The organism is Bythopirellula superficialaquae (genome assembly GCF_059632245.1).
Genome location: NZ_CP197426.1, coordinates 5,094,469 through 5,113,338, shown reverse-complemented (window position 1 = coordinate 5,113,338; position 18,870 = coordinate 5,094,469). Strand labels below are relative to the sequence as shown.

Below are 18,870 nucleotides of genomic sequence, written 5' to 3'. Positions count from 1 at the left end.
GCTGATAGTTCTTAAATTGTCGTCAAAACCTAGAATATTGGCTCGTATCAAAGCTTAGCATTTTGGGTCCGCAGCCCCTCAATGTTTCCCTTAACTTGGTCATAATCTGGCCGTTCAAGTACGGGAAGCTTCTCTTTGGTAAAGCCAAGTTTCTGAGCTTTTTCCCAGGCTTTGAGAGCTGCTTGATCGTTCCCCGCGAGGAGATTGGCCTTCGCGAAATGATAAAATTTTATGGGATCATTACTCAATGAGGTCGCTAAAGACATGTCCTCAACAGCGGCATCGTAATCCTTGCGTGCCATCCGCACCACGGCACGTGTATCAAGAATATCGTCGACAGGGCCGTAGACCTCCAAAGCTTCGTTAATCAACTGCTCAGCTTCGTCCGTCCGTTGATTCAATAACGTCAACAAAAAGCCCAAGTTGTTCTTGGCCGCCGCGGACATCATGCGTGGCACGTCGTCGCGTTTGAGAACATTATCATATTTCGCTACGCTCTCTTCGTATTTGGCTTGAGTTTCCAAAATCTCTGCTTCGAGCAACATCCGTCGAACGGATTCTGGGTCGTCACGTAGTGCGGATGCCATCATCGCATCGACATCAGCATCGAACTTGTCACCAAGATCTTGACGCCTTGTGCGTAGCATTTCAGCACAGATTTGCAGTACGTCATCCATTTGCTTGGGGAATAACTGCTTGAGTAACTCAATCGCTTTGGTGGGGTCGCCATGCAGCGACAAGAAGCGAGCATATTCCAGGGCACCCTGATTGGTTCGTTGCACGTACAGCGGATAAAGCTGAGCCGCCAAGTCGAATTGCTCGTGTTCTGTTGCTAAGCGAGCGACCATCAAAATGCTTTCCAATTGCTTCTGATCGAGCGCACCTGTCAAATTCGGTGGCAGCAAACTCTTGAGCAATGACAGCAACTTGGCTTGGTTGCCGCTTGCCGCCGCGAGCTTGATGCTGAGCGAGATATAAGCTTGGCTTTTTGGATCGATCTTCTTCAAGTCTTCCAATTGCTTATTAGCTGCATTGAACTCGGCACGCTCTATAAGCAGGTCAATAAACGTGGCCCGCACTTGTTCGTCGTCGCCGAACTTTAAAATCGCATTGGTCAACAATTCATTACTCCGTTCCGAGTCGCCCTTCTTGCTCAACAGCCGAGCAAGCGAAAGTACGCCCGATTTCGTAATTGCGACCGAGCGATCCATGTCGGAAAGGATTTCGATGGCCTTAAGCTGAGCGCGAGGCTCACTTCGAGACGCTAATATCTCCGCCAGCAGGGCCTTTTCGGGGAGCGGAATATCATTCATATCGCCCTCGTTGCCCAACAATTTTTGTGCTTTCAGCGACTGCTGATAATCGCCGCCCAAGGTCAACATGCGGGCTGCTTTGTCTCGTGCCCAGGCAACATAAGGATTATTGCGATCAACTTTTCCTTCGTTGGCTAGCCGCAGAATGGTATTGATGTGTGGTGCCGCTTTACTGGCCGGCAGCTTGCCTTGCTGAGCCCACAGCAAATAAAACTCCGCCATCCTCTGAGCAACGGCCGGATCCTCCAAGCGATCCGAGAAATTCGCGAGATACAGCTTTTCAGCAGCTTGCCAATCTCCAACTAATTCGAACTTTTTGGCGGTCAAAAGGGGCAGAAAATCTCCTTCAATTGCGAGTTGTGCCCGGCGCAGGGTGTCCTCAATCGCAGCGGAGTCTTTCTGAGAAGCATTAATCGCCAACAGCTGCATCCAGATGTCGGCTTCCGTCGGTTGGAGTTCCGTGGCTTTGGCGAGTGCTTCTGTTGCCTCATCGTATTTGCCGACTTCGTTGGCAATGCGAGCAAACCAAACTTGAGTCGTGGCATTCTCGGATTCAAGTTCGGCGATCTTTTGGGCCGATTCAAACGCCTTGTCTTTGGCGTCGGTAACCAATAAAACTTCGGCTTCCGAGCGGCCCAATAATGGGAGTCGCATCGGCTCGGGAATCATATCGAGCTTCTGGCGCGCTTCCTGCATCTGGCCACGTTGTCCTAAAAGTTTCACCTGCAAAGCAAGTGCATTCGCATTCGGCGGGCCATATTTTAGGGCATCCTCCAAATGCTGGAGTGCTATCTCTTGATCCTGTTCCAAGACCAAAAGTAATTGGCCGTAAAGAATGTGCAGTTCAGCCCATTGAGGACGACGCTTGAGTACGGCATCGAGCTTCGTGCGGGCATCAACGAGTTCTTCTTTGAGGACTTTTTGCTGAGTGTATTCCCACATCAAACGGCGCACGACGGAGTGGATGTAGTTGCCATCCTCTTTGTCCTTAACGATTTCTAGTATCGACTCTTCAGCCTTACGCATCTGGTCGACATTGTGTTCCTGAAACGCGATTTCAAACAAACGCACTCTTGCCGGCAAACTGTCAGGCATCAATTTGATGGTGCGTTGTAGATATTCTCGAGCTTTATCAAGTTGTCTAAGCCCTTCGAACTGAGCAGAAATCGTCGCGAACAACTCGGCTTGCTCGGCTGGCGTCCAGCTATCAATCCCTTCCGCTAAAGCTTCAAGTTGTTCGGCAACATCTTCAGGTTGCGCCGCCCTCAGCAATTGGGCCCGCGTGGCGCGCAGGCGAAGATTGTCCCCGCTTCTGCCCTCAAGCTTGTCGAGCAGTGCCAAGGCTTTTTCAGGGCCCGCGTCAGGATCTGCACTCAACAAGGAAATGGCTGCAAAGCTGATATTGATATTGTCAGGTTCTAATGCCGCGGCATCACGGATGAGTTGCTTGGCTTCCTCAAATTTCTTTCGTTTCAGCATCACATTGGCCTGCACTAACTTTGTGCGTGCTTCGGTGAATTCACGTTCTTTGGCAATTTGCTTAATCATGGCGTCGACTTTGGCCCAATCTTGAGAGGCCTCGGGCAGCTTCGACATTTCATCGATCGCTTTATCCAGGTCCAGCGCTTCATCGTCATTTGAAACTCCTAAACGAGCTTCAAGGGCTTGCAATCCCATCTTGGCGGCTTCGTAGTTGGGGTTCTTCTCCAACACTTCCGCATAGACTTGCCGCGCTAAGTCGAGTTTGCCCTGCCGTTCGTAGCTAGTCGCTAGTAAAGCACCAGCCATAGACTGCTCGATCGGAAAATCGATCAACAGAGGCCGCACTTTCTGCAGTTGACGAGCGGCTTCACTCCATTCTTGCTTCTGCCACGCGATCCGAGCCTTGGAAAAATCGATATACGGGACCAGAGACGGGTTATTCGACTTCGCCAGTTTTTCGAGCTCCTTCTCGACGGCTGGAAAATCGGCCTTTTGGAAATAGATATTGATCTTATTGCGAGTAAAAACCATGGCCCGCTCGTCGCCAGCTTGTTTTTCACCTTGCTCAAGCGTCTTGAGAGCATCGTCTAATTGTTCTTGCTGGATTTGCACGCGGGACAGCATGTCGTACAACACCAACCGGTCGGGATGCTTTTTGAGCGCGTCGGTAAAGATTTTTGTGGCAAGCTCATAGTCTTTCTCTTCAAGAGCCACCAAACCTTTTTGCTGCAACACGTCGATATTGTCCGGATCGAGTTCATAGGCCTTTTCAAGGGATTGCTTCGCCTCGTCGGATTTTTCCACCGTGCGGAGAAAAACAGATTGATTCAAAAAGGCCTCTGCAGAATCCGGATTCTGCTTGATCATTTCGTCAATAAACTGTTGCGCCTGCTCTTTGTCCTGATTGTTTTCCATCGCCAAGCCAGCCAGCATGCTGTAGACTTCTGGGCGATTCTTAGCGGGGGCTTTGGCGGGATCAAAAGTTTCCTTGACCTGATCGTAGCCCACCAATTTGTAGCCTGCTTCGAGTGCTGGCTTGTTTCCCTTCACTCGATAGAGCGCTTGCAGCTGCATCGCCAGCAATTCGGTATCAGCGGGATCGTCGTGAATAAGTTCCTCGAGGTGCATCAGTGCATCTTGCGGACGAGATGCGATGTTCAATTCCACGAACTTGCGACGCAGCTTGGGATCCCCAGTGCGGCGCGCAGTTTCTTCTAAAAATGCATACGCCTTATATTTCATTTCTATAGGAGTTTTGGGATCGTCGAGCATTTGGATGCCGATGTTGGCCAACTCGATGCGGGGTTCCTCCTCGTCGCGTCGCAGTTGCACATACTTCAAGAGCATGTCAAATGCTTCTTGGGTCTTGCCTTCATCAAGAGCGACTTTGGCACTATCGCGGAACCAACTGGCCTTGCGACTCACTTGCCACTGCTGCAAAAAATACATCCCGACGCCAAATACGACGACGCCGATGAACACACTGAGGAGAAGTTTGTAATTAACGCGATATCGTTGCATGGTGTCTCACATTCCGACGATGAATGCTAAGAGGATGTTTCAAGGCTAATTTTTGATATTCCAAGACGCTACGAATCGAAAAGCAGGTCGGCTTAAATCATGCTGGCAGATGTTTTGATACCGCAGTGCGGTACTCATCCCTGAAACAACATCCTGAAGAGCTGCCAGTCAGTGGCAAGAATCAACTTCGCTGGAGGGACCCTACCCCTGACCACGCCGCATGATCGACCTGCCTTAAGTCTAGTTTTTCCCGGACCTTCTGAACAAATTCAGTCTTCATCCTATACCCGAGTTCTAGGCTGTCAACGACGCCTGAACCCGCCGGGACGCTCTAACCGGTACAGGCCCGACGACCTCCCCTGCCAAGGCCGTTTGTGCGGAGAATTGGGGCTGTTTCGGATGAGCTGGCAGCTTGAGCAGCACTTGTGAAACCACCCGCGTAGAGCGTGAAGAATTCTTCATCACATCGCGACACTTCAATAGGTAGCAATGATAGACCTGCTAATCGATGGTTGGAAACTAGGCGCTCGCTTCCAACGGCCGACGCCAGACATGGTCTCGGCCGGAAAATGGATGTGCCGATACTTGCCCTCGCGAGATAGAGAATAGCTGCGGCAATATCGCTGACCGGCTCAAATTAAGGTCCTGCCACTTCATCGCCACGGCCGCCCTCAGGCGAATAGGCGCAGCAATACGTAGGGCCGTGTGTGCCAACAAAACGGATACAGGCGCATTATGGACCAATACTATCACCCAACTCTACTCGCCGTGGGCGTGGCAGATTTGGAAAGCAAGGCATCGCTCTTGGATGTCTATAGCGTGACAAATACACGTGAAGCAATCGCCACGATGCGATTGGTTGGCTTCGACTTGATCCTGGCTGGTTTGGATAACCCCGAGATCAACATTTGGGACATGATGGGCCGGATTATGTCGGCTTGGCCCCAACAGCGTTGGCTCTTGGCATCATCCCAGGTTTCACTCGAAGACGAGATTCACGCACGAGCTTTGGGGGCCTTGATGGTCCTCAGCGAAGTCCCTCGGGAAGACTGGCTTTTTGAATATGCCACGTCGCTACGGCAGCGTGAATTGCATAAGTGCTACGAAGCCAGTTTCCCAGTATCTGCTCCCGTTATGGCAACACAAACCTAATTCAGATCTTGTTTCGCGGAAAGGAGCGTCTAATGAACTTTCAATCATCAGCACCTACTCTCACGGTCCGCAATTGGCGGAACGTCGCACCAGAGCAACTCTTGCTCTTAAGAATTCTTGGTGGGGATGGCGTGAGTCGCCCCATCAGCGCGGAACTCGACCGTCGTGCTCGGCGCCGTTCGAGAAACATTCTGTCCATGTTTCGCTCGGCCAAGCCATTTCCAGCGGCCTGAAATCAAACACGTTGCATGACTGGTTGCAACATTTCCACAAGAGACCCACGTAATTAAGGAATTTTCCCATGACCATCAGTTTGCACATTGAGGATGAATCGGCCCTCGACGACATCACCAGCTACGAGAAATGGCACCGCCCGGAGAGATGTTCGGTCAAGCCCAGCGTGAGAAAAGGACTGTGTCGTTCGATGCGAAACACAGCATCGACTATTTCGAGTGCCTACACGGGCTCGAAGAAGCGAGTTGCCAAAACGAGCTATCGTTTCGCCGCGTAATTGCAGCCGATTGTTTGCAAGCTGTTCAATTGTTTTTTGGAGTTTTGCTGATGAATTGAATTCTAGTTCGCAAGTATTTTTTGATCCGTTTGCAGTCGCACCACACAAAAGCATGATTGCAATTAATTTTCTATTTCACTCGTCGTCCATCAACACACCAAGATGGATAAATTTAAGGAAAACACTCATGTCAAAATTCACCAAATATCTTCTGGCTGGATTGTCAATTTGCTCGCTACTCGTGGCCGGCGCGGCCGCAGCGACGCCCAGCAATTTTTCAGAGGGGTTTGAGACTGACGTTGCCAGTTGGAGCGCCTTCGGACCGTCCTTTACACCTGTTCGGGTCAGCTCGGGAACGAGTGGTATCACATCGTCGGAAGGTAGCTTCCATGCCGTATTGAATCCGGGAGCAATAGGGACGACCACCAATGCCGCGACAAACTTTGGCGCCTATACCGATACTTTCCCCGTCGGTGGCTATGTTACATCGCTTGATATCTACCTGGACCCAGCAGCCATTGCCACGAATGATTCCCGCTTCAACTATGTTGTCGCCAGCAGCAATTCGGCCGGTGCACACTTGCGGGACTTCGCCTTCGTTCTCGGTGGATACACCGATGCGGACTTGACTGGCCCCGGCGCCGGCTCGGACCGCTTCATCATCAACGGCCAGAACAACAGTGGCCGCTCGAGTAGTTTCCCGAAAGACCCGAGCAAAGATCCGGTCGCGGTGACAGCCACAGGTTGGTATACCTTCGAGCACCAATTCTACGACAACGGCGGTGTACTCGCTGTTGACCTGAATCTGTATGACCCCTCCGACGTTCTGGTGAACTCGTGGACCCTCAGTACGCCCACCGATCTGATACCGACCTTGGTTGGCGGCAATCGTTACGGCTGGGTATCGGGGAACGAACTTCCGCTGTTGGCCATCGATGCTTCCAGCCTGACCCTCGCAGTTCCAGAACCCGCCAGCATGATGCTGCTCGGAATGTCCGCGGTCGGAAGCCTCTTGCTGCGACCTCGCCGCAAAGTTTAGTCACAGTCGATTTCTTAAAGTTCTATCTAAATTTTTAATCACATCCTGTCGTTGGTCTGCAACGGCGCTTACACAAAGGAATACGCTCATGTCTTTCACAATCAAATCCATCGTTTGCTCACTCGCTCTGGCTCTTGCTATCAGCAGCACAACCGCTCATGCCGCCTTCACCTCTTACGTGATTCGCGAAAGTGGCGGTGCCCCTGGAATTTTGCCGAACAACACTTATGTCCCCGGTGCCACGGAGTTTGTCATCTCCCAAGGGGGCCAGAAAGCGGCGCTGGGTAGTAACGATATCAATGGTTCGACGATCGGCGACATCACTGGCCTAGCCATCACTCGCTACGACGACACCACTCGCTTCACCTCGGGCTCAGGTCCTGCTGTCGCTCCGTACTTTAACATCTGGGTGACGGACGGTTTGGGCAACTATGCCGTGCTTGCCAATGAGCCTTCGAACCCCAGTTTCTTCCCGCTGTTCGTACAGAACGGCAACGGTAGCAAGACCTACAACCTCAGCTACGGCGACATCGCCAGCGAACCGGTTCAGGTTTACGAGACCATCGGTGGTGGCTACGGAGCGACCAATACTTGGGTACACAACTTGGTTGGGATCAACGGTCCACTGACATTCGGCGATGTGGCCGGACTCGAGATTGCACCCCCCGATGCAACTTACATCAACGGTCCGAATGGTGTCGGCACTGGTGCCCCACGCGAACTCGGCACCGACGTTGCCTACGGCGTGAACTGGGTCTTCGGCGACACCCTCAGCAGCTATGTCTCGGGAATGGAAGGCTACGTGGTTTCGCGTGCGATTGCCGCGGTCCCCGAACCCGCTTCATTGGCCTTATGCGGTCTCAGTGCGATGGGTCTGACTTTGTTCCGCCCTCGTCGTAAATAATCGGCTCTTCGAGATATGTCCCTGGCCGCATCTTGCGGTCAGGGACTTTTAAGACGCGCGATCTAACATCGAATCATTCTGATCCAACAAGAGATATTTAAAAAGGACACTCCCCATGACTATTCAGCGCTCACTATCTGCTGTCGCAGCCGCACTGCTGCTCACCTGTTTTGCACAAACATCCTTCGCCCTCTCGCCCTCGGGTAATCCGGCCGTGGATCTCGGTTGGGAGTTCGGGGGCAACTCGCTCGCCAATGGCACTTACGTCCGCGGCGAGGGCACATTTAGCTTTGATATCTACTCGGCCAACTTCGCAGTCGAAGCAGGCTCGAATTTGGAAATCGCTGATGGCCAGTTTTCGTGGCTACCCGGTGATCAAATCCTGGGCTTGGGTGGCGTGTTTGTGAATACCGATGCCATAACCGCCGGGTGGCCTGCCTTTATTCCAAACCCATACGTACCTGCCAATGGAGACGGCCTTGTTGTGAATGACGACATCAGCAGCTCATCGCGGCCCGTTGGAAAATTCGGGACATCGACCAGCAATTTCACTGTGAGCACAACCGCCCCCTTCTTGAATGGCAACGGCAACGGCAGCTTGGATGCTGGTCACGGTGGCGACGGTGCGATACTGATGCGTATCATCAACAATCGTGGATCAAGCACCGACGACGTCATCACCAATCTTGATCGCATCGACCGTTACGATGCGGCTGGGGTCTTGATTTTGAGCACCAGCAGTTCCGCAGTTGTCGAAGACGACAACCTCTTGAAAGTTGGTCGGATGATTTACAAGTGGAATGGCAGCAATATCAGCAGTTGGCAGTATCTGCTCAATGCTTCGCTGCTGGAACGCGAATTTCCTTACGGTGCTTATCCTGAAGCGGGCGACCAAGCGATCATGGCCGTACAACGCGGCGATAATCGCTTCACCGATGGTTTGATCAATACGATCCCCGAACCATCGAGCTTCCTTTTGCTGGCTTTTTCCAGTTCCGCATTTGTGGTGCGACGCCGGCGCTAGAAACTAGTCGCCGCGTTCAACGGCCGAACGTTTCCTTGCCCGGTGGTGCGGGCAAGGAAACGGGCCTTTTATTCAACAATAAATTTTATCTAACAATAAAACCAGCCGCCTCATGTGCATCCCTGCACGGGCGGCTGGCTCTCCAATTAGCGTGTGTTTCCCTTCAACGCTAAGTTTCGCAAATCCTTCTTTCAGTCGGCTCAATAAGGGCCGATTGAAGGAGGATTATTCTGCAAAAAGTCACGTGGACCGCGGGTCGTGTAGTAGGGATAAGCGGTCTGGCCAACAGGTGGACCGGGGGTGAAATTGTAAGATTCGGGATAGCCGCCGGCATGAGGGCAGAAGCCGCTCGCCAAGGCACCGACGAATCCACAACCACCACAAGCTTGGCAGCCTCCACCGCCGCAGGCACCGCAAACTTGGCGACCGCCACCTGCGCCGCAGCCATTGCCTACGCCGCAAGCGCCACCACCCAAGCCGCAACCGCCGCGGCCTAAGCCACAGCCGTTCGCGCCGCAACTACCGTCCGTGCAGCAACCATCGGTGCAGCAGTTGTCGCCGCAGCACGGATCACAAACACCACATTCAGGCTCGCAGCAACCGCAGGCGGGGTCGCAAGAAGGCGCTCCGCAACAAGGATCGCCACAGCCCATCATCCGTTTACCAGCACAGCCGGTCGTGGCCAGCGCAAGCATAGCCACCACAAACAAGAAATGTTTCATCAGAATTCCCCCTGAAAGCGAGGCAGCTCCTGGGTTTGGAGTAGGCGGCGAGAATCCAATCTTTCTCGCTCGCAGCGGGCGGCGCGGTTTGAGCGCGCCGTGGGAGCAACCTCGTAAAATTGGTATCGGCGCAAAAATCGGTAGAATCCAACAATTCGGAAGACTTGAGTGTGCTAGCACTTTCATGAATTGGCGTGCTGCTCCCAGTGAATTGTGCAACAACAATCAGCGACCTTGGTCCCCCTGGGGGAATGTGTTAGAACCGCACTTCCCTTCGACAAAGTATTCCCGCGATCAAGGATGATCCATGAATAGTTTTGCCCGCTTTGCCCGCATGGCCTTGCGCTATCGCTGGACCGTGGCCGGCTCGGTGCTCTGCTCGTTCGGCATTGCCTTTCTATGGGCGGCGAACTTCTCGGCAATGATGCCGATCGTTGATGGCGTGATGCACGGCAAGGCGATACCCGGTTTGATCGAAGATCGCATCGTGAGCCGTTCGCAGCAAATTGCCGCGATCGACGTCGAAATTGCCGCGTCGGAAAAGCAACTTAAGATCGCGGACGATGCCAGCATTCGGGCCAAGCTCAATACGTTGCAAAGCGATCGTGTCAAGCAAGAATGGTGGCAGGCTGGTTTTAAAGAAGTGTTGCCCGTCGCCAAGAAATGGCTCCCAGCCACTCCGTTCGGCACACTGGTGCTGATTTGCAGCTTTTTGGTCGTCAGCACCATTCTCAAGAGCGCATTTCGAGTGGCGAACACGCTGCTGGTAGCCAAGATCGGTAACTTGACTAGCCTGCAAGTTCGCAAGGATTTTTATCGAAAAACCTTGCGGCTTGATCTCGGCACGCTGCGCCAAACGACCAATGGTGAACTGATGACGCGGTTCACGACTGATCTTGAATGGATTGGTCTGGGAGTACAGGTACTTTTTGGCATCGGCATCCGCGAGCCGCTCAAAATGATTACCTGCTTGGTCTTTGCCGCGATTATCAGTTGGCAATTGCTGCTCGTGACGGTCATCTGCGCGCCACCTGCCGCGTTCGCCATTCATACGCTCGCCAAATCTCTCAAGCGTGCCAATCGCCGCGCCTTACAGGAATTGTCGATTGTCTACGATCACTTGGAAGAAACCTTTGACGGTATCAAGGTCATTAAAGCCTTCACGATGGAATCCCACGAGCGGAGCCGTTTTCACCTCCTCTCCCGCAAATTCTATCGCCGTTCGATGCGTATTGCCCTCTATGATTCGCTGGTCGGACCGCTGACCGAGACCTTCGGTTTAGCGATCATCGTCGGCGTTGTCACGGCGGGCGGATACTTGGTTCTCAATCAAGAAACTCATCTCTTTGGCATACGCATTAGCCGTGAGCCGCTGTCCCACGGTATGCTCACGGCGTTTTATGCCTTGCTGATCGGCATCATCGAACCCTCGCAACGAATATCCAGCGTGTTCAGCTATTTGCAGCGCGCCTCCGCGGCGAGTGACCGAGTGAGCGAGCTGATGGATCGCACAACGCAACTGAAAGTTCCCGCCGAGCCTTTGAGTTTGCCAACCCGTTTGGGTGATATCGCGTTCAACGATATTTCCTTCTCGTACAAGCCCACGGAGTTGGTGCTCGACAATATCAGCCTGGAAGTAAAACGTGGCGAAACGATCGCGATCTTGGGCCCCAATGGTTGTGGTAAGTCGACGCTCATGAATCTGCTGCCGCGGTTCTACGATCCCACGGCTGGTTCGGTGACAGTGAGCGGCATTGATCTCCGCGACATGCGGCCTAACGATCTACGCCAGCGAATCGGTGTCGTCACCCAAGAGACTCTGCTATTTGACGACACCGTAATGAACAACATTCGCTATGGCTCGCCGGGGGCGACTGATGAGCAAGTCATGGACGCCGCCAAGCAGGCGCATGCTCACCGATTTGTCACGACGACGCTCGCCGAAGGTTACCAAACGGTCTGTGGCCCCAGCGGCAACCGGCTTTCCGGTGGGCAGCGACAGAGGCTCGCTCTCGCCCGGGCGATCCTCCGCGATCCCGAAATTTTGATTCTCGACGAAGCTACGAGCCAAATCGACGTTGAAAGCGAAGCCCTCATCCACGAAGTGCTCGAGAAGTTCGTGAAGGGCCGCACTGTGTTCATGATTACCCATCGCCCTAGCACGCTGGCCCTGGCGACTCGCATCGTCGTGATGGATGAGGGTCACATCATCGATACGGGCAATTTCAACGAATTGGCCGGTCGGTGCGAACTTTTCCGGCGGTTGGCGCATCTGAATCATCCGGCGGCGGCTTAATTCGCCGCGACAAGTATGTTCCGGAGCGTATTCGCCAAGCCTCATGACTTGGCGTATCATTGATTCATGCCCGCGCACCAACTCCACACCCTGCACGAACGTTCGTTTGAGAATTACCGGTTCGTCTATCCGGTTCTGAGTCGGCGTTCGCGCGGCATTTCGGTCGGTGTGAATCTCAATCCCGACAAAGTCTGCAACTTCGACTGCATCTACTGCCAAGTCGACCGCAGCACTCAAAGCGAAACTCAGTTTGTGGAGCTCGATGCGCTGGTCGCCGAGCTGCGTGACGTTTTGCAGGCTGTGGCCTCGGGTGAAATCTACGAGACTTCCAAGTTCCGCGCCACGCCGCTCGCTTTACGGCGACTTAACGACATCGCCTTCTCGGGCGATGGCGAACCGACGACCTATCGCAACTTCGATACGATCATCGAAACCTGCGCCGCATTGAAGCGTGAGTTATGTCTCGACGAGGTGAAGATGGTGTTGATCACCAACGCCAGCATGTTTCACCGACCGCACGTTCAGCGCGGGCTCGAAATTTTGGATTCGAACAACGGCGAGATTTGGGCCAAGCTCGATGCTGGCACCTCAGAGTATTTCAAGCTGATCGACCGCACGCCGATTCCGTTCACTCAGATCTTGGAAAACATCACCGCTGCGGCCCGCGTTCGACCCCTCGTGATTCAATCGTTGTTCATGCGCGTGGCGGGTGAAGCCCCCACTCAAGCGGAACTCGAAGCGTATTGCGATCGCCTGCAGGAAATAGTCCTCGCTGGTGGAAAGATTAGCCTAGTGCAGGTTTATACGGTGGCCCGCCGCCCTGCCGAAGGGTTTGTCAGCCCGTTAACAGATGCCGAAGTCGATGCGGTTGCCCAGCTAGTCCAGGATCGCGCCGGACTCGCTGCGGCACCGTTTTACGGCAATTCCAGCTATCAGAACGACAATTCCCCACCGGAATAATCGTGTCATTGCGACCAATCGGTCGCGGAAATCGCCACCCTGGGTCACCCAGCCGGTTCGATCAGTTTTCCTCGTCGTCGCAACCAACTATGCTGAATTTACGCCCGCCTACGGAGCGTATTGGCAGTCACTTATTCAGGCTAAGGTCATTCGATGGAAATCGCGGTTATCGGTACAGGCTATGTGGGTTTGGTCACGGGGACATGTTTCGCCGACAGTGGCAACAACGTCACCTGCGTCGACATCGATGCCGCCAAGGTCGCGGCCCTCAGCAAGGGCGAGATTCCCATCTACGAGCCTGGACTCGCCGACATGGTGACGCATAACCTACAAGCCAAGCGATTGACATTCACCACGAACTTGGCCGCGGCCGTAGCGTCTGCTGAAATCATTTACCTCGCGGTAGGCACGCCTCAAGGGTCCGACGGTGCCGCCGATCTGTCTGCGTTGTGGAAAGTCGTCCAAGGTGTCGCTCCTCATCTGCGGGCCGATGCGGTCGTTGTGACTAAGAGCACTGTCCCCGTCGGTACGAATGCTCGTATCTTCGCGATGCTCAAGGAACTCACCGGTCGTGAATGCGAAGTCGCGAGCAACCCCGAGTTTCTCAAAGAAGGGGCCGCCATCGACGACTTCAATAAGCCCGACCGTGTTGTTGTCGGTGTGCGCAGTGAGCGTGCGGCCGACGTGCTGCGGCAACTTTACGAACCATTCCTCCGCACGGAGCATCCGTTCCTGGTGATGACTCCCGAAAGCGCGGAGATGACCAAGTATGTGGCCAACGCACTGCTGGCCACGAAGATTAGCTTTATCAACGAGATGGCCAATCTATGCGAGCGCATGGGAGGTGACATCAACGACGTCCGCCGCGGCATCGGCCACGACAGTCGCATTGGTTTTGCCTTTTTGTTTCCCGGTGTAGGTTATGGCGGCAGTTGTTTTCCCAAGGACGTGCGAGCACTTGCCTCGATGGCCAAAGACCATGGTATCGAACCGCGCATGCTGGAAGCCGTCGATGAAGTCAACGACTGCCAGAAACAGGTCGTGATCGAAAAGCTCAAAACGGTCTTTGGTTCGAGTCTTCAGGAAAAAACCGTCGCGATTTGGGGGCTCTCGTTTAAGCCACGAACTGACGACATCCGCGAGGCTCCGGCCCTGACTCTGATTGATTTTCTATTGGCCGAAGGGGCGAAGGTTCAGGTCCACGATCCCGAAGCGATGGCCAATGTTCGCAAGATTTACGGCGACAAACTCACCTACTGCGAACTACAGATGCCCGCACTTGTCGGGGCCGATGCCCTCTGCATCATGACCGAATGGAATGATTACAAACGGCCGAATTTTGACGAGATGAGGTCCCTGATGCGCACGCCCACGGTTTTGGATGGCCGCAATTTATACGATCCCGAACGGATGCAAGCGTTGGGCTTCCAGTACCACAGCATCGGTCGCCCTGCGGTCTAGTTTGATATTTAGTAGCCGCTGGCGGCAGCCAGCAACCTTCCTTGGTAACTCCTTTCCTTGACCCCCACCTCGGGCTGGTTTAGCCTATCAGTTGGGGAGCAGAGACCGTCTCTTAGGATTAGAGGGGCACGATCTCGCACGGGCTGATGCTAGGCATTGGCTACGCGGCGCCGACTTCAGGGGTTGTCGGCAATTTCTCTGTGGAGTGTTTCGCACTCGCGAGCCGTTGGCTCATCCTCTCATTTGCCGCACGGTTCACCGTGGTGATACCGCAGATAAGGAATGCTCCGATGATTGCACGTACGCTTGTTGCTACCTTGGTGTTGGCCTATTCAACTCAATTGGCCGTGGCCAAAGTTCCCCTGGGAGGCTTTATCCCGTTTGTCGGCATCGGCATGACCGACGAGCACAAGACGCTCGAAGATTTGGACCTCGGCTCGATTCCGTTCATTGCTGATGCCGCCGTTGGATTGGGGTCACCACTTCTAAATTCCTATATGGATATCGCATTGCTCGACAGTGGCGCCGCTACGCACATCATCACCCAGCAAGCCTTTGCGGGGTTCAACATCCAAGGCAACGGCTTGCGTGGCGAGAACCTGCAAGAAATTGGTGGTGCAACTGGAACGATCTTGATGGAGATCAACGACGCGATGGGCATCTATGCCTCGGGCTTTGGCGATCTGTCGTTCAACGGCACGACGTACACACCCAACAGTCCCAATCAAATCCGTGGGCAAACAAGCATCGCGACTCTGACCGCGCCCAGTGAATGGGGATTGCCAAACATTCTCGGTTTACCGATGGTCGCCCAGCATGCCGTCGCGATTCGCAATAGCGAGCCGTTGATCTTCCAGCACAATGGCCGCACGGTTCGGACGCCGCAGGTGGATTTTGTCGAACTCGGGACCGGTGCTGCCGAGGGGATCACTCGCCGCGCTCCTTTGAAACTCAAGCCGGGCATCGGTTTCATTCAGGGCCCGCAGTTTGTGTACAACTTGGATATTGGCGATGTTCTTGGTGGTGGTGGAGAAATCACGATTCACGACAACCCTGCCTCACCGTCGGTTGTCCAAGACAGCAATGGCAACGGCGGTGGCTTATTTCTCGATGTCGATATGGCCAACGGCACGCGATCGTTTCAAGATAAGGAATTCCTATTCGACACCGGTGCCGATCTGACCGTCGTCAGCGAACTCACCGCCGCGCGGCTTGGCTTTGATGCGATCCTTGATACGCCCGACTTTATTCTGGAAGTCGAAGGTTCCGGCGGCGTCTCAGGGGGCGTGCCCGGTTTTTACATCGATGAATTAAACATAGATACCGTGGGGGGCACGTTCACGTTGCACAATGTGCCTGTCGCGGTGCTCGATGTCACCAATCCTAACGATCCTGGCAACGTGATCGACGGTATTCTTGGCATGCACTTGTTCACCGGGCGCGATTTGGTGATCGATGCCAATCCCTCTCGTGGCCAAGGAGGGATTGGCCCGAGTCTGTTTATTAGTGATCCCGTGACAACGACTCATATCTGGTCGAGCACAATCGCGCAAACGAATTTCAACACGGCGACAAACTGGTCCGCCAACGGCACGCCAGATGTCAGCTGGGTTGCCGAACTGCGCAACACCACCGTTCCGTCTCAATTCGTTAACGCGAACGGCAATCAGATCGTCAATCAGCTTGTGGTTGCTGGAACAGCCAATCACTCGATGGCCCTACAAATCTCGGGAACACAGGTGTTCACCACGTTTGGCGAAACGCGCATCGAGCAAGGAGGCACGATCAGCCTGAATGGCGCGAGCAGCAAGCTCGATGCCCAATTCATCAACATCGAAGGGGGCGTTCTTCGCGGCAATGGAACGGTGTTTGTCGGCACGGGGCCGATCAATGGTGCAGTCAGAAATTTAGGTGGCCGCGTCGAACCAGGCAACTCGCTGGGAACACTTTCGATCACTGGCGACTTTTCCAATCTCGACGATGGCACGCTTGCGATTCAGCTCGGGGGCACGACCGCCAGCACTCAGTATGACGTGTTGGCCGTAAGCCGCTTTGCCTTTTTGGATGGCACGCTGGAAGTGACGTTTGCCAACGGATTTCTCCCCGCCATCGGCAACACGTTCACTTTTTTAACGACTGCCACCGATGGCGTCTTCGGGGAGTTTGAGAATCTGAATCTCCCCGGCGGCTATCAATGGGACGTGGAATACCTCGCCAGCAGCGTTCGTTTGAAAGTTCTCGGCCTGGGCACCCCGGGAGATTTCGACGGCGACGGCGACGTCGATGGCCGTGACTTGCTGGCCTGGCAACGCAACCCGAGCCTTGGAAATCTCGCCGATTGGCAAACCCACTACGGCAACGGAGCGTTGAACGGCTTGGTCAGCGTTCCGGAACCAACGGGGCTGGTGCTGATTGCTTGTGGGCTGGGCGTAGGGCTGTGCAATCGACGGCGCGCGTGAAGTTACTCCGCCCGCTCTGTTTTCAACGTCGATTGCGCCGTGAGTGTGCGATTGCCCGTGAACTTCGGCGCTATCCAGCCGTTTTGATTCAAAGGGACGTCGATTTTCACGTTGATCGTGTCGACTTCCGGCCCCAAAGCCGTAGGCGTAACTGTCACGGTTGCTCCGCGTGCGCCGACTGCGGCCATAATGCTATTCGCTTTGGCAGTCGCTTCCGCGGCGGTTGCGCCGGGGACCATCGCGGCTCGTGCCGCTTCGTAGGCGGCGTTGTCGGCCGTGTGACGGATGACGTTTAACCGACTGAACTCAAAGGCCGCCGTGAGCAGCAGGAAAAACACGGGGACCACGATTGCGAATTCGACCGTTGTTGCCCCGCGGCGGATCGTTCTGTTCGTAGCAAACATAGTGAATGTCTCTGAAATCACTGGGTGGTGAGCACCGGCAAGGTCGAAGCGATCTCGCGGAAGATACTTTGCAGTGTGGCTGTATCGGTCGCGTGGAAGTGACGTCCGCCGGTGGCCGCGGCGACGGCCTTCATGCGAGTGATGTCAGCACTGTTACCAAATGTCACGGTGTTAATCACGATGTTCTTAGTAGCAGCCGTTTGCGCCGAAAGTATCGGTTCTTTGCCTGAGTTATGTAAACCGTCAGTCATCAGCACGATTGACTTCAAAGCATAGGGACGGGCTTTTGAGCCCGTGAGAACTTTGATGCCATTGTCGATGCCCGCGGAGATGGCGGTATTCCCTTTAACTGGCTTACTGCTCAGTTTGGCCATTTCGCTGCGGATCTTGGCGTAAGTGAGAGCCAGGTCGGCGTTAATATCTGAAGTTGTGAACGAGATATTGCACTCACGTCCCGAGGACGAATAGCTGACCAACGCGCATTGTTCTTCTTGTGCGGTTCCTTCCAATTCGTCCACAAAACTTTCCACGGCGATGTTCAAAGCACCCCAGCGGCTTTTGGTGGGGTGTGGCGGATCGCAAGTCTTGCCAGCCAGGCCGCTGCCCGTGATCTTTTCCATCATCGAACCGCTGCGATCCACAACCAGGCAGATGTCGCGGTCTAGCTGTGTCGAAGCTGCAACCTGTGTCGGTTCAAAAGTATTGACGCCGAGCACGCGGCCCAGGAACAAATCGACCGGACCATCGATTGAGGCTGCGGTGCGATTGCCGGTTACCCGGACCGCGTTCAACAACGTGCCTCCGGGTGTAAAATTGAAACGCGAAGTTTCCGACGATTGCCGGCCAATGCCGAATTCGATCTCGCTGTTGCGAAGCTGCAAGGGATCGCCCGCCACGGTATTACGGAGCGCCGCTTGCTTGGCGGCGTTGCGGGCATCGGTGGTGTTTTGTTTAAGCGACAACGTCTTAGCCCCAGCGCGTGAGGCCGAGTCGGTTGCCGTACGTAGTTCGGTACGCACCAATTGCATCCACGCCACGTCGAGCGCGAACGCTGCGATGATGATTATGATCGGAAGAGTGATCGCGATCAGCACCATCATCGCACCGCGGCGAGGCGATCGGCGATTGCAAAACGATTTGAGAAGTTGAGTAGCCATACGGATCTCTTACGGAGTGGAAGACGTGAATTCTTTCATCATCGTGGCCGTGCCCGTCAGCGTGCGGCCACGATAGAAGTTGATCGGGACAATGGCATTGGGTGCCGCAGGAGCGCTCACGGTCACGGTGTAAAAGTTGCCGGGAGCAATCGAAGTGAGGTTCGAGGGATTGAGAGTCACGGACCCCCCTTTGACGTTGCGTTCTGTGAGGACTTGCGTGGAGGCGTTGACAATCGTTGTGTTCGTGGCGGATTGAGCCAGTCCTGCACGAGCCCCTTCATAGGCGGCGATGCTGAGCGATTGTTTCAAAAAGATCATCGTGCAGGCTTCAATAGTCGAGAGCACGATCAGCACGATCACCGGCAAGCAGACGGCGAATTCCGCCGCGGCAACGCCGGTACGATTCGTGCGATTTTTGCGTTTACTGAGCAACATGATGCAATGTTTTGTCTTAGAGCTTGTGGG

15 protein-coding genes are annotated in these 18,870 nt (G+C 54.3%); 10 read left to right on the top strand and 5 right to left on the bottom strand.

Annotated features, from left to right (window positions below; all coding sequences use genetic code 11):
- Positions 1–47: 47 nt before the first annotated feature.
- Positions 48–4,316, bottom strand: coding sequence for a tetratricopeptide repeat protein (locus SH678x_RS21080; protein ID WP_496920436.1), 4,269 nt, complete (start codon positions 4,314–4,316; stop codon positions 48–50).
- A gap of 735 nt (positions 4,317–5,051) precedes the next feature.
- Here SH678x_RS21080 and SH678x_RS21075 point away from each other — a divergent pair.
- The 6 genes from SH678x_RS21075 to SH678x_RS21050 all read left to right on the top strand — a co-directional run bounded on the left by SH678x_RS21075 (position 5,052) and on the right by SH678x_RS21050 (position 8,946).
- The gene (locus SH678x_RS21075; RefSeq protein WP_496920435.1) at positions 5,052–5,468 is read left to right on the top strand and encodes a hypothetical protein; all 417 of its coding nucleotides are present in this window, start codon (positions 5,052–5,054) and stop codon (positions 5,466–5,468) included.
- Between the two features lie 32 nt (positions 5,469–5,500).
- Positions 5,501–5,701, top strand: a complete 201-nt coding sequence (locus tag SH678x_RS21070; protein WP_496920434.1) for a hypothetical protein — start codon at positions 5,501–5,503, stop codon at positions 5,699–5,701.
- A gap of 68 nt (positions 5,702–5,769) precedes the next feature.
- The gene (locus SH678x_RS21065) at positions 5,770–5,979 is read left to right on the top strand and encodes a hypothetical protein (RefSeq protein WP_496920433.1); all 210 of its coding nucleotides are present in this window, start codon (positions 5,770–5,772) and stop codon (positions 5,977–5,979) included.
- 187 nt (positions 5,980–6,166) lie between these two features.
- Positions 6,167–7,018 carry a PEP-CTERM sorting domain-containing protein gene (locus SH678x_RS21060; protein ID WP_496920432.1) on the top strand — a complete coding sequence of 284 codons (852 nt, stop codon included), beginning with the start codon at positions 6,167–6,169 and terminating at the stop codon, positions 7,016–7,018.
- A gap of 88 nt (positions 7,019–7,106) precedes the next feature.
- A complete protein-coding gene (locus tag SH678x_RS21055; protein WP_496920431.1) occupies positions 7,107–7,922 on the top strand; it encodes a PEP-CTERM sorting domain-containing protein in 816 nt (271 codons plus the stop codon).
- A gap of 115 nt (positions 7,923–8,037) precedes the next feature.
- Entirely contained in the window at positions 8,038–8,946 is a 909-nt protein-coding gene (locus tag SH678x_RS21050) for a PEP-CTERM sorting domain-containing protein (protein WP_496920430.1), read from the top strand.
- 200 nt (positions 8,947–9,146) lie between these two features.
- Here the strand turns inward: SH678x_RS21050 and SH678x_RS21045 are convergent, their stop codons facing one another.
- The gene (locus SH678x_RS21045; RefSeq protein WP_496920429.1) at positions 9,147–9,668 is read right to left on the bottom strand and encodes a hypothetical protein; all 522 of its coding nucleotides are present in this window, start codon (positions 9,666–9,668) and stop codon (positions 9,147–9,149) included.
- 307 nt (positions 9,669–9,975) lie between these two features.
- Here SH678x_RS21045 and SH678x_RS21040 point away from each other — a divergent pair, with 307 nt between their 5' ends.
- The 4 genes from SH678x_RS21040 to SH678x_RS21025 all read left to right on the top strand — a co-directional run bounded on the left by SH678x_RS21040 (position 9,976) and on the right by SH678x_RS21025 (position 16,844).
- Positions 9,976–11,964 (top strand): ABC transporter ATP-binding protein, encoded by a 1,989-nt coding sequence (locus tag SH678x_RS21040; RefSeq protein WP_496920428.1) that lies wholly within the window; start codon positions 9,976–9,978, stop codon positions 11,962–11,964.
- A gap of 66 nt (positions 11,965–12,030) precedes the next feature.
- On the top strand, positions 12,031–12,924 hold the full coding sequence (locus tag SH678x_RS21035) for a radical SAM protein (protein ID WP_496920427.1): 894 nt from the start codon (positions 12,031–12,033) through the stop codon (positions 12,922–12,924).
- Between the two features lie 153 nt (positions 12,925–13,077).
- Positions 13,078–14,385: a UDP-glucose dehydrogenase family protein gene (locus tag SH678x_RS21030; protein WP_496920426.1), complete on the top strand. Its 1,308-nt coding sequence runs from the start codon at positions 13,078–13,080 to the stop codon at positions 14,383–14,385.
- Between the two features lie 290 nt (positions 14,386–14,675).
- On the top strand, positions 14,676–16,844 hold the full coding sequence (locus SH678x_RS21025) for an aspartyl protease family protein (RefSeq protein ID WP_496920425.1): 2,169 nt from the start codon (positions 14,676–14,678) through the stop codon (positions 16,842–16,844).
- A gap of 2 nt (positions 16,845–16,846) precedes the next feature.
- Here SH678x_RS21025 and SH678x_RS21020 read toward each other — a convergent pair whose 3' ends face one another.
- From SH678x_RS21020 to SH678x_RS21010, 3 genes are read right to left on the bottom strand one after another with little or no spacing between them, the layout of a single operon-like run.
- On the bottom strand, positions 16,847–17,248 hold the full coding sequence (locus tag SH678x_RS21020; RefSeq protein WP_496920424.1) for a TadE family protein: 402 nt from the start codon (positions 17,246–17,248) through the stop codon (positions 16,847–16,849).
- A 17-nt stretch (positions 17,249–17,265) separates the two neighbouring features.
- On the bottom strand, positions 17,266–18,405 hold the full coding sequence (locus SH678x_RS21015) for a VWA domain-containing protein (RefSeq protein WP_496920423.1): 1,140 nt from the start codon (positions 18,403–18,405) through the stop codon (positions 17,266–17,268).
- Positions 18,406–18,414: 9 nt separating this feature from the next.
- Positions 18,415–18,840: a TadE/TadG family type IV pilus assembly protein gene (locus SH678x_RS21010; RefSeq protein WP_496920422.1), complete on the bottom strand. Its 426-nt coding sequence runs from the start codon at positions 18,838–18,840 to the stop codon at positions 18,415–18,417.
- Between the last annotated feature and the right edge of the window lie 30 nt (positions 18,841–18,870).

What these genes read in the sequence shown, in the direction of transcription:
- SH678x_RS21030 (WP_496920426.1), top strand. Translation starts at nt 13,078, where the DNA reads ATGGAAATCGCGGTTATCGGTACAGGCTATGTGGGTTTGGTCACGGGG.
- SH678x_RS21070 (WP_496920434.1), top strand. Translation starts at nt 5,501, where the DNA reads ATGAACTTTCAATCATCAGCACCTACTCTCACGGTCCGCAATTGGCGG.
- SH678x_RS21025 (WP_496920425.1), top strand. Translation starts at nt 14,676, where the DNA reads ATGATTGCACGTACGCTTGTTGCTACCTTGGTGTTGGCCTATTCAACT.
- SH678x_RS21020 (WP_496920424.1), bottom strand. Translation starts at nt 17,248, where the DNA reads ATGTTTGCTACGAACAGAACGATCCGCCGCGGGGCAACAACGGTCGAA.
- SH678x_RS21010 (WP_496920422.1), bottom strand. Translation starts at nt 18,840, where the DNA reads ATGTTGCTCAGTAAACGCAAAAATCGCACGAATCGTACCGGCGTTGCC.
- SH678x_RS21035 (WP_496920427.1), top strand. Translation starts at nt 12,031, where the DNA reads ATGCCCGCGCACCAACTCCACACCCTGCACGAACGTTCGTTTGAGAAT.
- SH678x_RS21055 (WP_496920431.1), top strand. Translation starts at nt 7,107, where the DNA reads ATGTCTTTCACAATCAAATCCATCGTTTGCTCACTCGCTCTGGCTCTT.
- SH678x_RS21050 (WP_496920430.1), top strand. Translation starts at nt 8,038, where the DNA reads ATGACTATTCAGCGCTCACTATCTGCTGTCGCAGCCGCACTGCTGCTC.
- SH678x_RS21075 (WP_496920435.1), top strand. Translation starts at nt 5,052, where the DNA reads ATGGACCAATACTATCACCCAACTCTACTCGCCGTGGGCGTGGCAGAT.
- SH678x_RS21015 (WP_496920423.1), bottom strand. Translation starts at nt 18,405, where the DNA reads ATGGCTACTCAACTTCTCAAATCGTTTTGCAATCGCCGATCGCCTCGC.
- SH678x_RS21040 (WP_496920428.1), top strand. Translation starts at nt 9,976, where the DNA reads ATGAATAGTTTTGCCCGCTTTGCCCGCATGGCCTTGCGCTATCGCTGG.
- SH678x_RS21045 (WP_496920429.1), bottom strand. Translation starts at nt 9,668, where the DNA reads ATGAAACATTTCTTGTTTGTGGTGGCTATGCTTGCGCTGGCCACGACC.
- SH678x_RS21080 (WP_496920436.1), bottom strand. Translation starts at nt 4,316, where the DNA reads ATGCAACGATATCGCGTTAATTACAAACTTCTCCTCAGTGTGTTCATC.
- SH678x_RS21060 (WP_496920432.1), top strand. Translation starts at nt 6,167, where the DNA reads ATGTCAAAATTCACCAAATATCTTCTGGCTGGATTGTCAATTTGCTCG.
- SH678x_RS21065 (WP_496920433.1), top strand. Translation starts at nt 5,770, where the DNA reads ATGACCATCAGTTTGCACATTGAGGATGAATCGGCCCTCGACGACATC.